The 12516-nt window shown below is 70.6% G+C and carries 11 protein-coding genes; 5 read left to right on the forward strand and 6 right to left on the reverse strand.

Annotation, left to right across the window (positions count from 1 at the left end; genetic code table 11):
- Window positions 1–254: 254 nt before the first annotated feature.
- Window positions 255–1364 carry a sugar ABC transporter substrate-binding protein gene (locus tag ABT070_RS35545; RefSeq protein ID WP_351766889.1) on the forward strand — a complete coding sequence of 370 codons (1110 nt, stop codon included), beginning with the start codon at window positions 255–257 and terminating at the stop codon, window positions 1362–1364.
- Between the two features lie 371 nt (window positions 1365–1735).
- On the opposite strand, the gene ABT070_RS35550 is transcribed toward ABT070_RS35545, so the two are convergent.
- Window positions 1736–1975, reverse strand: a complete 240-nt coding sequence (locus tag ABT070_RS35550) for a hypothetical protein (protein ID WP_351766891.1) — start codon at window positions 1973–1975, stop codon at window positions 1736–1738.
- A 340-nt stretch (window positions 1976–2315) separates the two neighbouring features.
- Here ABT070_RS35550 and ABT070_RS35555 point away from each other — a divergent pair, with 340 nt between their 5' ends.
- Complete coding sequence (locus ABT070_RS35555) at window positions 2316–3416, forward strand: helix-turn-helix transcriptional regulator (RefSeq protein WP_351766893.1); 1101 nt, start codon at window positions 2316–2318, stop codon at window positions 3414–3416.
- On the opposite strand, the gene ABT070_RS35560 is transcribed toward ABT070_RS35555, so the two are convergent.
- Both ABT070_RS35560 and ABT070_RS35565 read right to left on the reverse strand, forming a co-directional pair.
- Complete coding sequence (locus ABT070_RS35560) at window positions 3319–4371, reverse strand: helix-turn-helix transcriptional regulator (protein WP_351766895.1); 1053 nt, start codon at window positions 4369–4371, stop codon at window positions 3319–3321. The two genes, ABT070_RS35555 and ABT070_RS35560, sit on opposite strands and share 98 nt — an antisense overlap.
- A gap of 141 nt (window positions 4372–4512) precedes the next feature.
- A complete protein-coding gene (locus ABT070_RS35565; protein WP_020129176.1) occupies window positions 4513–5361 on the reverse strand; it encodes a hypothetical protein in 849 nt (282 codons plus the stop codon).
- A gap of 525 nt (window positions 5362–5886) precedes the next feature.
- Between ABT070_RS35565 and ABT070_RS35570 the strand changes: the two genes are divergently transcribed.
- Window positions 5887–6222 (forward strand): Rieske (2Fe-2S) protein, encoded by a 336-nt coding sequence (locus tag ABT070_RS35570; protein WP_054241900.1) that lies wholly within the window; start codon window positions 5887–5889, stop codon window positions 6220–6222.
- A 177-nt stretch (window positions 6223–6399) separates the two neighbouring features.
- Here ABT070_RS35570 and ABT070_RS35575 read toward each other — a convergent pair whose 3' ends face one another.
- Complete coding sequence (locus ABT070_RS35575; protein ID WP_351766897.1) at window positions 6400–6813, reverse strand: pyridoxamine 5'-phosphate oxidase family protein; 414 nt, start codon at window positions 6811–6813, stop codon at window positions 6400–6402.
- Between the two features lie 121 nt (window positions 6814–6934).
- On the opposite strand from ABT070_RS35575, the gene clpB reads away from it, so the two are divergent.
- On the forward strand, window positions 6935–9538 hold the full coding sequence (gene clpB, locus ABT070_RS35580; RefSeq protein ID WP_351766899.1) for an ATP-dependent chaperone ClpB: 2604 nt from the start codon (window positions 6935–6937) through the stop codon (window positions 9536–9538).
- A gap of 60 nt (window positions 9539–9598) precedes the next feature.
- Here clpB and ABT070_RS35585 read toward each other — a convergent pair whose 3' ends face one another.
- Window positions 9599–10114, reverse strand: coding sequence for a hypothetical protein (locus ABT070_RS35585; RefSeq protein WP_351766901.1), 516 nt, complete (start codon window positions 10112–10114; stop codon window positions 9599–9601).
- A 142-nt stretch (window positions 10115–10256) separates the two neighbouring features.
- Between ABT070_RS35585 and ABT070_RS35590 the strand changes: the two genes are divergently transcribed.
- A complete protein-coding gene (locus tag ABT070_RS35590) occupies window positions 10257–10820 on the forward strand; it encodes a type III secretion system chaperone family protein (protein ID WP_351766903.1) in 564 nt (187 codons plus the stop codon).
- A gap of 135 nt (window positions 10821–10955) precedes the next feature.
- On the opposite strand, the gene ABT070_RS35595 is transcribed toward ABT070_RS35590, so the two are convergent.
- Entirely contained in the window at window positions 10956–12152 is a 1197-nt protein-coding gene (locus ABT070_RS35595; RefSeq protein ID WP_351766904.1) for a pyridoxal phosphate-dependent aminotransferase, read from the reverse strand.
- Window positions 12153–12516 lie beyond the last annotated feature (364 nt).

Here is a 12516-nt window from a genome sequence, read left to right on the forward strand (position 1 = left end):
CCCGTGGCGAACGGCCTTGGTTGTGCGACTTTTTAGGCACTTCACTGGCCGGTTCTCTGCGCAGGTCTTTTCAACGTCTCCGCGTGGTCTCCATGTGTCTTCACCCGCTAAGCGGAGTGTGATGTTGCTACTTCGTTAAGTAGTTCCGCTTGACGCCGATGGCCGCCGCCGCGTTGTCTTTTCAGACACCTGGGTCGACATGTCACACCCATGTGTCCGGAATCGCACCGAACGCACCTGAAGTGAGCCCCCGAATGCGTCGTATCGCCATAGCTGTGGTCGCCTCCACGATGTCCCTGTCGCTCGCCGGGTGCGGAATGCTGGGAGCCTCGGAGAACAGCAGCAGTGCGACACCGACCCGGAGCAACGACGTCACGGTGGGCGTGCTGATGCCGGAGGAGACCAACACCCGGTACGCGGACTTCGACTACCCCATCATCAAGAAGAAGGTCGCCGAGCTCACCCAGAACAAGGGCAAGACCGAGTACGCGAACGCCGCGGGGGAAGCCGAGACGCAGACCACCCAGATGCAGAAGATGATCGACGAGAAGGTCGACGTCATCCTGCTGGACGCCGTGGACTCGAAGGCGATCGCCGAGATGGTGCAGAAGGCCAAGGACGCGAACATCCCGGTCATCGCCTACGACCGCCTGGCCCAGGGGCCGATCTCCGGGTACGTCTCCTTCGACAACGAGCTCGTCGGCGAGGTGCAGGGCCGCACCCTCGTGGAGGCCATCCCCAACGTCAAGCAGAGCGACAAGATCGTCATGGTGAACGGCTCGCCCACCGACCCGAACGCCGGGCAGTTCAAGGCGGGCGCGCTCAACGAGCTCACCGGCCGGGTCACGGTCGCGAAGTCGTACGACACCGACAAGTGGAGCCCCGAGGTCGCCGAGGCCAACATGACGAAGGCGATCGACCTGCTGGGCGCGTCCAACATCGCCGGCGTCTACTCCGCCAACGACGCCATGGCCGGCGGGATCATCAAGGCCCTCAAGGCCGCGGGCGTCAGCGACGGCGACCTGCCCCCGATCACCGGTCAGGACGCGGAACTGGCGGCCGTGCAGCGCATCATCAGCGGCGAGCAGTTCATGAGCGTCTACAAGCCGTACCCCGGTGAGGCCGAGGCCGCCGCGGAGGCCGCCGTCGCCAAGGTCCAGGGCCGCGACATCCAGTTCGACGCCCTCACCCGCGACCGGGTCGACAGCCCGACCGACAAGGACATCCCGGCCAAGCTGGTGACCGTGGTCGCGCTGACGAAGGACAACATCAAGTCGACCATCGTCGCCGACGGCATCTACAAGGTCTCCGAGATCTGCACCGCCAAGTACAAGGCCGCCTGCCAGGCCCTCAACCTGGTCTGAGCCCCGGACTCCCGGGCGGGCCGACAGCCCGCCCGGACCGCGCGCGACCATACTTCGCCCGCCTGGACCAGGCGCGCCCGTACTTCGCGCGCCTGTACTTCGCCCGCCCGGACCGCGCCCGCCCGCGTCGCCGCTCGCGCCACCCGAGTGAGCTCCACCCCCACGTCCTCCCGGGGTGCCGCCGGACCGCCGTACACGCGCGCGTACGCTCCGTCGGCGCCCCGGACGTGCTCCGCGGCTGCGGACGGGCTCCAGACGGCCACAGGGCCCCGTACGGCGGGCCGTGACGCTGTCGGCCAGGGCGTGCCAGGTGGTGCTCGGGCACTCCCGCATCGCCGAGGAGGCGGCTGCCTCACGGGCGCTGCGCGTGTTCAGCCGGGCGGATCCCGGCGCGCCCTCGACGGCGCGGGGATCCGGGCGGGAGCCGAAGGCGGCTGCTCCAGGACCGGCTGCTCCAGGACCGGCTGCTCCAGGACCGGCTGCTCCAGGACCGGCTGCTCCAGGACCGGCTGCGGACCGTCCCACGGCACATCGCGCCGGGATGCCCATGCGCAGGAAGAGGTGGGAACGGGCGGGATGAAGCGCGAGACGCTGCCGACCCTCAACTGCACCGATGCGGGCTCTGGTTGAAGGACGGCCGTCTGCGCCTGGCAGACGGCGTCTCCGTGGCCCGGGGCCTTGGCCCGGCCGGACTCCCCCGTGGTCCGGCCGGGTTGGCTGTGCTCTCCCCCGAGTGGGGAGCACCCGGGGGCAAGCGGAACCAACGATGCACTGTCGCGAACGCCCCGCACCACCGTCAGCTTGTTGCAGTGCGAGGGGAGGAGGTGGGGAGAAACAGGAGCAGATCGGTGGTTTTCCCGGGCGTCGGCCGGGGCAGCCGTGTTGCGGAGCGGGTCCGGGCCGCGCATAGTTGCGCTCCGGAAGTGGCGTACGGCGGGGGTGGGATGGGCGATGGCCGGGCACGGGACGGAGGAGCATCCACACGGTGCCGACCGACTGTGTGACGCCGGGGACCGCGTGTATTCCCGGGCCGTACGGCGCGGCCGGGTGGCGCGGACCGACGCCGAGCCGGTCCCGTGCCTCCTGGAACTCGCCCTGCTGCACCCCGACCCCGACGACATGGACTGGCTGGTGCCGACCTCCCCGCAGGAGGTCATGACCCGGCTGCTGCGCGGCCTGTACGACGAGGTCAGCGCGAGCGGGCGCCGGATGGGCTCGGCGGTCGCCGCCTTCGAGTGGTACGCGGGCCTGGGCGGTCCCGCGCGGGGCGGGGCGGCCGGCGAGGGCGCCGCGATCCGGGTCCTGGACGGCGCCTCCCGCATCCAGGCCGCCCTGGACGCGGCGACCGAGGCGTGCACGACCGAGGTCCTCACCGTGCAGCCCGGTGGCATCCGGCGTGAGCACGAGCTGTCGGAGGGCCTGCACCGGGCGCTGGAGCTGCGCGGCCGGGGCGTGCGCATGCGGGACATCTACAACCACGTCGCCCGGCACGGCCAGGGCCTGCTGACCTACCTGGAGCTGATGGGCGACGCGGTGGAGGCCCGCACGCTGGACGAGGTCATCGACCGGCTGATCCTGTTCGACCGCACGGTCGCCTTCATCCCGGCGAACACCGACCGCACGATGGCCCTGGAACTGCGCCACCCGGCCCTGGTCTCCTACCTGGTGACGGTCTTCGAGCGGCTGTGGCGGCTGGCGATCCCGCTCACCGCGCCGCTGCCCGAGACCCGGATCGAGGGCATCTCCCACCGGGAGCAGTCCATCGCCGCCCTGCTGGCGGAGGGGCACCAGGACGCGGTGATCGCCGAGCGCCTGGGCATCAGCGTCCGTACCTGCCGCGCGCACATCGCCCGGCTCTCGGAGACCCTGGGCGCGGCCAGCCGGACCCAGCTGGGGGTGCGGATCGCGCAGGTCGGCCTCGACCGGCCGTCCGCCGAGGCCGGGCCGCCGTCGGTCAGCCTTCCGGCGCCGGGGGCCGGTCCGGACCCGTCCGCTGCTCCTGCTCCTGCGCCCGGTTCTGTTCCCGGTCAAGGATCCCCGACTGCCCGATGAGGTAGCCGAGTTGGGCGCGGCTCTCGCTGCCGAGGGTGGTGGCGAGCTTGGCGATGTGGACGCGGGCGGTGCGGATGTTCATGCCGAGGCGGTCGGCGATGACGGCGTCGGTGTGCCCTTCGACGAGGAGGGCGGCGATGGCCTGCTGCCGGGGTGTGACGCCGTTGAGGGACGGGCGGTGCACCGCCTGCGGGTACATGGGCGTGGCCAGCCGCCAGAGGCGGTCGAAGGTGATGGTGAAGTAGGTGAGGAGGGCCGGGTGGCGGACCTCCAGGGCCAGTCGGCCGTCCTCGCCCGCGGGGATGAAGGCGACCGCGCCGTCGATGACGATGAGGCGGTCGGTGACCTCGTCGAGGGTGCGGGCCGCCACATCGCCCCGGAGCTGCTCGTAGCGGGCCAGTACGAGGGGCTGGTGGCGCTGGGTGTGCTGGTAGAGGGTGCGGATGCGGCAGCCCCGGTCGAGCAGGGCCTGGTCGCGGGCCATGGCCACGGTCTGGGCCGTCTCGCCGCGCGGCCCGCTGTAGTGGACGTTGGGCTGGATGCAGAGGAGTTCGTCCGTGGCCTCGGCGGTCGCCTCGGTGATGGCCCCGTTGATCTGTTCCGTGCCGCTGAGCAGGCGGAGGGAGGCGGGATCCGCGGCGGCGGTGCGGCTGCCGGTGACCCGCATGAGGGGTTCGAAGAGCGTCGCCAGCCGTTCCTCGCGGCGCCGTTCGTCGGCGATACGGGTGCCCGAGGCGCGCAGCAGCCGGTGCAGGGCCAGGGCCGGGGAGACGGGTTCGAGCTGGTGGGGGTCGTCCACGACCGGGTGCAGGAGGCCGAAGGACAGCAGGCAGGGCGCCGCCGTCTCGGCCTCCTCGGTCTTGATCCGCCCGTCGTGCAGGGCCCGCTCGTAGAGGCTCGTGCCGGCGGCGCACAGGTTCTCCACGCCGTGGTGGGGGTGCGGCGGCGCGTTCACTGCGAATCTCTCTCCTGTTCGAGCACGGCGGGCGGCGGGCGGCGGGCGGCGGGCAGTGGGCAGTGGGCGGTGGGGCAGGGGGGCGGGGCGCGGGGCGCGGGCGTGCCGTTCCCGGTTCTCGGTCCGGGCCCGCCCGCACGGTCAGGGTTCCTGTTTGAGGATCCCCGACTGGGCTATGAGGAAGCCGAGTTGGGCGCGGCTGCCACTGCCCAGAGCCGTGGCGAGTTTCGCTATGTGGGCTCGGCAGGTGCGTACGTTCATGCCCAGACGGCGGGCTATGGCCTCGTCGACATGCCCCTCGACGAGGAGCTTGGCGATGGAGTGCTGGATGTCCGTGATGCCGTCGGGGGCGGTCTCGTAGGGGGCGCCGGTGGCCAGCGGCACCGCACGGCCCCACATGAACTCGAAGACCTTGATCAGGTAGCGGACGAGCCCCGGGTGCCGGAGTTCGAGGGCGACCTGTCCGTCGTCCCGGGTCGGGATGAAGGCGACGGTCTCGTCGCAGATGATCAGCCGCTCCACGAGTTCGTCGATGGTGCGGTACTCCACCTTGCCGTCGGTGAACTGGGAGACGTAGCCGAGCGTCTCGGGGCTGTACCGGGCCGTGTGCTGGTAGAGGGTCCGGATCCGGCAGCCGCGGTCGATCAGCGGTCTGTCGCGCTCGAGTCCCTGTACGAGGGTGTGTTCGAGGCGCCGGCGGCTCGGCTGGACGGTGAGCATCTCGGTCTGGCACTGGGAGGTGGCCAGATCGAGTGCGGCGTTGATCCGGTCGATGCCCTCCAGCACCGTGATCGAGTGTGTCGTCGGCGTCGGCTGGGCGCTGAGGGTCATGAACGGCTCGAAAGCGTCGGCGAGTTCGACCGACAGCCGTCTGCGCTGGGTGATCTCGCGCTCGATCGGGTTGAGCAGTTGGGACAGTGCGATCGACGGGGGCACCGGACGTAGCCAGTTCGCGTCGTCGGGGTCCGCATGAAGCAGGGCGAACTCCATCAAACACGGAGCAGGCTCCACGTCCTCACGGGCTATGCGGCCCGTCCGAAGAGCGTTCCCATAGAGACGGCGACCTTCCTCGCACAGCTCAGTCGACGCATGAGGATGTGTCTGCTTTGTCTCATTTTTCGTCAAATCTCCACCCCCCAGGGTCCTGAACGTGCAGGAACATGATGCATCGATTGTGTGGCCATGACGTGCCCGAATGGGCCATCGTCGTAGTGGACGGGGGAGAGGTGACCTTCAAATGAGGACGAAGCCGACTATGCATAAGAGAATGCTTCGCTCGGCGCTTGCCGCCGCCTTCTCCGCTGCCTTGACCTTCGGGGCGCTGAGTGGCCTTGCGGGAACGACGGGTGACACGGCGCGCGACAGTACCTGGAGCACGGGTACCGAGACCGTCGCGGCGCCCGCGGACAGTACGTGGGTCGCGCCGCGTGACAGCACGTGGGTGATCACGGCGGCAGACGTGCCGGGTGACAGCACTTGGGTCGCCCCCGGCGACAGTACGTGGGTCGCCGAGTCATGACCACTCCACCCGACGACCGCTCCTTCCGCCGCGAAATGGCCACCGCCTACCGCTCCGGCTGGCACTTCATCGACCTGGTCACCGCCATCCCCCACAGTGGTGACTCGTTGATGGTGACCGTGTTCGGCGAGCCGGTGGTCGTGACGCGCGACGAGGACGAGGACGTACGGGCCTACCGGTGCCTGCGCAAGCCCCGGGGGGCGCCGCAGCCCGTGCGGTGCGCCATTCGTTACGGAATGATCTTTGTGAACCTGGACCAGCGGGACCACAGGCTCGTCGAGCCCGAGACCCCGCCCCTGAAGACCATCTCAGCCACCCCCCGCAGTGCCTGACGCGATTCCCCCGTCGTAACAGATCGCTCAGGTGCTTCCCCCCGCAGCGGCGTCACCGTGACCTGAACACGGTGACGCCGCTGTAATTTGCGGGGAAATCTCCGCACATGCACCCGCTTGAGCGTTGGCCGAAAAACGACGGGGACGGATTTGGTCACTCGCGTCCCGTCGGGCGGCTCAGCCGCGTCCCATCGCCCGGGTCAGCTCGATCTCGATCACCACGCGCGAGGGGTTCGGGCCGGGCGTGCGTCCGTAGCGTTCGGCGTACCGGCGCACCGCCTCCGCGACCCGGTCCGGCTCCCCGTGTACGTACGCCCTGCCCTCCAGGGTGGCCCAGCGCCGGCCGTCCACCTGGCACACCGCGACCCGGGCGCCGGCCGGGCCCGCCGCCAGGACGTTGCCCACCTTCGTGCTGCGCTTGTCGGCGATGACCCGAGCGAGGCGGGCCTCGGGTTCGTATGTCACTCCGACCGGAACCACGTGCGGACTGCCGTCCGGGCGTGGTGTGGTCAGGGTGCACAGGTGCCGTTCGCGCCAGAAGGCGAGATACGGCGCGTCCGGGGTGCCCGGGTCCTGGGGGTATGCGGCCATGGTCCGGAACCTAACCCGTCCCGGACGCCCCGCGCACACCTTGAGCGGAATAGACTCAACTTTGTGTACGCTGACTGAGTCAGATACGGGAGAGCGCTGACGCCAGGAGGAGAAAGCGAACGTGGACGCCGAGCTGACCAACCGGAGCAGGGACGCGATCAACGCGGCCAGCAACAGGGCCGTGTCCCAGGGACACGCCGACCTCATCCCCGCCCATCTGCTGCTGGCTCTGCTCCAGGGACAGGAGAACGACAACATCGTCGATCTCCTGGCCGCCGTCGACGCGGACCAGGCGGCCGTGCGGGCCGGGACGGAGAAGGTGCTCGGCGCGCTGCCCAGCGTGACCGGGTCCACCGTCGCGCCCCCGCAGCCCAACCGCGAGCTGCTGGCCGTCATCGCCGACGCGCAGAGCCGGGCCCGCGACCTGGGGGACGAGTACCTGTCGACCGAGCACCTGCTCATCGGCATCGCCGCCAAGGGCGGACAGGCCGGTGACGTGCTGGCCCGGCAGGGAGCGACCCCGAAGAAGCTCCAGGAGGCCTTCCAGAAGTCCCGCGGCGGGCGCCGGGTGACCAGCGCCGATCCCGAGGGCCAGTACAAGGCCCTGGAGAAGTTCGGGACGGACTTCACCGCCGCCGCCCGCGAGGGCAAGCTCGACCCGGTCATCGGACGGGACCAGGAGATCCGGCGCGTCGTGCAGGTCCTCTCCCGGCGCACCAAGAACAACCCCGTCCTCATCGGCGAGCCCGGCGTCGGCAAGACCGCCGTCGTCGAGGGGCTCGCCCAGCGGATCGTCAAGGGCGACGTGCCCGAGTCCCTCCGGAACAAGCGGCTCGTCGCGCTCGACCTCGGCGCGATGGTCGCGGGCGCCAAGTACCGGGGCGAGTTCGAGGAGCGGCTGAAGACCGTCCTCGCCGAGATCAAGAACTCCGACGGGCAGATCATCACCTTCATCGACGAGCTGCACACGGTCGTCGGCGCGGGAGCCGGCGGCGACTCCGCCATGGACGCCGGCAACATGCTCAAGCCGATGCTCGCCCGCGGTGAGCTGCGCATGGTCGGCGCCACGACGCTCGACGAGTACCGGGAGCGGATCGAGAAGGATCCGGCGCTGGAGCGCCGCTTCCAGCAGGTGCTGGTGGCGGAGCCGTCGGTCGAGGACACCATCGCGATCCTGCGCGGTCTCAAGGGCCGCTACGAGGCCCACCACAAGGTGCAGATCGCGGACGCGGCCCTGGTCGCCGCCGCGACCCTCTCCGACCGGTACATCACCTCCCGCTTCCTCCCCGACAAGGCCATCGACCTGGTCGACGAGGCGGCCTCCCGCCTCCGGATGGAGATCGACTCCTCCCCGGTCGAGATCGACGAGCTCCAGCGGTCCGTGGACCGGCTGAAGATGGAGGAGCTGGCGCTCAGCAAGGAGACGGACGCGGCCTCCCGCGAGCGGCTGGAGAAGCTGCGCCGCGACCTCGCCGACCGGGAGGAGGAGCTGCGCCTGCTCACCGCCCGCTGGGAGAAGGAGAAGCAGTCCCTCAACCGCGTCGGCGCGCTGAAGGAGAAGCTCGACGAACTGCGCGGCCAGGCCGAGCGCGCCCAGCGCGACGGCGACTTCGACACGGCCAGCAAGCTGCTGTACGGCGAGATCCCGACCCTGGAGCGCGACCTGGAGGCCGCGACCGAGGCCGAGGAGGAGGCCGCGAAGGACACCATGGTCAAGGAGGAGGTCGGCTCGGACGACATCGCCGACGTCGTCGCCTCCTGGACCGGCATCCCCGCGGGCCGCCTCCTGGAGGGTGAGACGCAGAAGCTGCTCCGCATGGAGGACGAGCTCGGCCGCCGTCTCATCGGCCAGGCGGAAGCGGTGCAGGCCGTCTCCGACGCCGTACGCCGCTCCCGCGCGGGTATCGCCGACCCCGACCGCCCCACCGGCTCGTTCCTCTTCCTCGGCCCGACCGGCGTCGGCAAGACCGAGCTGGCCAAGGCCCTCGCCGACTTCCTCTTCGACGACGAGCGGGCCATGATCCGCATCGACATGTCGGAGTACGGCGAGAAGCACAGCGTCGCCCGTCTGGTCGGCGCGCCTCCCGGCTACGTCGGCTACGAGGAGGGCGGCCAGCTCACGGAGGCGGTGCGCAGGCGCCCGTACAGCGTGGTCCTGCTGGACGAGGTGGAGAAGGCGCACCCGGAGGTCTTCGACGTCCTGCTCCAGGTCCTGGACGACGGCCGGCTGACCGACGGCCAGGGCCGCACGGTCGACTTCCGCAACACCATCCTGGTGCTGACGTCCAACCTGGGCAGCCAGTACCTGGTCGACCCGGTGACCACCGAGGCGGAGAAGAAGGAGCAGGTTCTGGAGGTGGTGAGGGCCTCGTTCAAGCCGGAGTTCCTCAACCGGCTCGACGACCTGGTCGTCTTCTCGGCCCTGAACAAGGAGGAGCTGGAGCGGATCGCCCGCCTTCAGATCGACCGCCTGGCCAAGCGGCTCGCCGAACGCCGCCTCACCCTGGAGGTCACCGACGCGGCCCTGGCCTGGCTCGCCGACGAGGGCAACGACCCCGCGTACGGCGCCCGCCCGCTGCGCCGCCTGGTCCAGACGGCCATCGGCGACCGGCTCGCCAAGGAGATCCTGGCCGGCGAGGTCAAGGACGGCGACACGGTCCGGGTGGACACCTTCGGCGAGGGCGAGGGCCTGATCGTGGGCCCGGCGACCGGCAAGACGCTGTAGCGCCCCCGCGCACGCCCTGACCCGTCCCCGTCCCCACCCCCGTCCCCGTCCCCGCTCAGGTCACGTCGTGAACGCCGAGTACCGCACCCGCGCGGTCTCGGCGTTCACGTACGTCACGCTCATGTCGACGTAGTAGGCGTCCGTCCCGGGACGGCCGGTGACGTCGAGCTGGAAGCAGTAGTCCGAACCGTGCGCACAGGCCTGGGTCCCCGGGCCGCCCGGCCCGGGCGCCTGCGGATAGGTGTCCTTCAGCCAGGTGTCGAAGCCCGCGCGCGGCATCCGGAACTCGGCCTGGTAGTTCGTGTCCAGCCAGGACTGCACCGTGCACTCGGCGTCCTGGGCGCCGGCCGGCAGCTCGGCCCCGCCGAACGCCAGCGCCTCGGCGCAGGGCACCTTCTGCAGCCGGGTCCCGTCGACTTCCTCGTCGTCGGTCAGCAACCAGAGGCCGACCAGCACCAGCAGGCCGACCACCAGCAGCACCGGCAGGGCCAGGACCGCCGCCACCAGGCCCCACCTGGTCCGGCCCTTCGGCGCCGGCCCCGCCGGCACACCGGCCTCGCTTCGCCCGTTCGCCATGCGATTCCCCTCCACCCGTCACCGCCCCTTGGTGCAACAGGCCGGATCATGTCAGCTCAGGGCTGACAGGCCCCTGCCGGGCTTGCCACCCCCCTCCCCGCATGGGGGAGGATGGCGGGATCCGTACGAAGGGAAAAACACGGTGAGCATCGACCCGTCCTCGATTCCGAACTTCGGGGGCCAGCCAGAGCCGCAGCCCCAGGGTGGACCGGCGGGCCCCGTCGTCCCGGATCAGGACCTCGTGAAGCAGCTCCTCGACCAGATGGAGCTGAAGTACGTCGTCGACGACGAGGGTGACCTCGCGGCGCCGTGGGAGGAGTTCCGTACGTACTTCATGTTCCGCGGCGAGGGAGACCAGGCGGTCTACTCGGTGCGGACGTTCTACGACCGGCCCCACCAGATCGACGACAAGGCGCAGCTGCTCGAGTCGATCGACGACTGGAACCGCCGCACCCTGTGGCCGAAGGTCTACACCCACACCCACGACGACGGCACCGTCCGCCTCATCGGCGAGGCGCAGCTGCTGGTCGGCGCCGGTGTGAACATCGAGCTCTTCGTCTCCTCGACGGTGAGCTGGGTGCGGGCGGCCATCGAGTTCGACAAGTGGCTCGTGGAGCAGCTGGGCCTGGAGTCGGCGGTCGACGCCGCCGACGAGAAGCCCGGCGACGGCGACGAGAACGTCGAGAAGGCCGACGGCGACGAGTAGGTCCCCGAACCGCCTGTACCGCCTGTACCGCCCGTACTGCCTGTATGGCCTGTACTGCCTGTACGTGAAGCGGGCGCCCGTCCACAGCCTGTGGACGGGCGCCCGCTTCCGTGCGCCCTCGGTCGGCCCGGGCCCTCAGCCGGCCAGCGCCTTCAGCCGGGTCGCCGCCTCCTCCAGCACGCTCACCCGCTTGCAGAACGCGAACCGTACGAAGGGCGCGCCCTCCTCGCGGTGGTCGTAGAAGACGGCGTTCGGGATCGCGACCACGCCCGCCCGCTCGGGCAGCGAGCGGCAGAAGGCGAAGCCGTCGGACTCGCCGAGGGGGCGGATGTCGGTGGTGACGAAGTACGTGCCCGCCGGGCGGAAGACCGCGAAGCCCGCGTCCGCGAGCCCCGCCGCCAGCAGATCGCGCTTGACCAGCATGTCCGCGCGGAAGTCGGCGAAGTAGCTGTCGGGCAGGGCCAGCGCCTCGGCGACCGCGTACTGGAACGGGCCGGACGACACGTACGTCAGGAACTGCTTCGCCGAGCGCACCGCCGTGACCAGTCCGGGCGCCGCCGTGACCCAGCCGACCTTCCAGCCGGTGAACGAGAACGTCTTGCCGCTCGACCCGATGGTGACCGTCCGCTCCCGCATCCCGGGCAGCGTCGCCAGCGGCACATGCTCGGCCTCGTCGAAGACCAGGTGCTCGTACACCTCGTCCGTCACGACGAGCAGATCCCGCTCCACCGCCAGCTCGGCGATCGCCGTCAGCTCCTCGCGGGTGAGGACGGTGCCGGTCGGGTTGTGCGGGGTGTTGATCAGCAGCAGCCGGGTGCGCCCGGTGACCGCGTCGCGCAGCTCGTCGAGGTCGAGGCGGAAACGGGCCTGCTCCGGGTCCGGGCGCAGGGTGACCGGCACCCGAGAGGCGCCCGCCATCGCGATGCAGGCCGCGTAGGAGTCGTAGTACGGCTCGAGGGCGACGACCTCGTCGCCGGGCTCCAGCAGCGCGAGCAGGGTGGCGGCGATGGCCTCCGTGGCGCCCGCGGTGACCAGGACCTCCGTGTCCGGGTCGAAGGACAGACCGTAGCGGCGGCGCTGGTGGTCGGCGATCGCCGTGCGCAGCTCGGGCACCCCGGGGCCCGGCGGGTACTGGTTGCCGCGCCCGTCGCGCAGCGCCCGCACGGCCGCCTCGCGGACCTCCTCGGGGCCGTCGGTGTCGGGGAATCCCTGCCCCAGGTTGATCGCGCCGGTCGCCGCGGCCAGGGCGGACATCTCGGCGAAGATCGTCGTCCCGAACTCGGCGAGACGGCGGTTGAGGAAGGGGCGCGCGGTGGAGGTCATGCCCGTCATCCTGCGCCGAAGCTCTGGAGTTCCTCAACTGACGTTCACGGATCGGGACCTGCGCGGGTGCCCAAGGCACCGCCTCTGAGCAGGAAAGACCGGTCGTTGTCTGTCGTCGTCTGTCGTCGTTGGTCACCCTTGGACGGCCCACGGACGGCCCGGCCCGCAGGGGGAGAACCGGGCCGTCCAGGGAGCGTGTGGCCTGGCACGCGGCGCATCTGATCCGTAGGCGCGTTCACCCGGATGTGTGCCACCTGTGACCCAAGATGCCGCCGAAGCGCGGGTCCGGGTTCCCGATGCTCGCGGCCTCTGCCACATCCACGGGGACGTATGAGTCGGCCAGCTGCACCAGGCGGTCACCGTCGTACATGTG

The sequence above is a fragment of the Streptomyces sp. NPDC002884 genome (genome assembly GCF_040295245.1).
Lineage (GTDB): Bacteria > Actinomycetota > Actinomycetes > Streptomycetales > Streptomycetaceae > Streptomyces.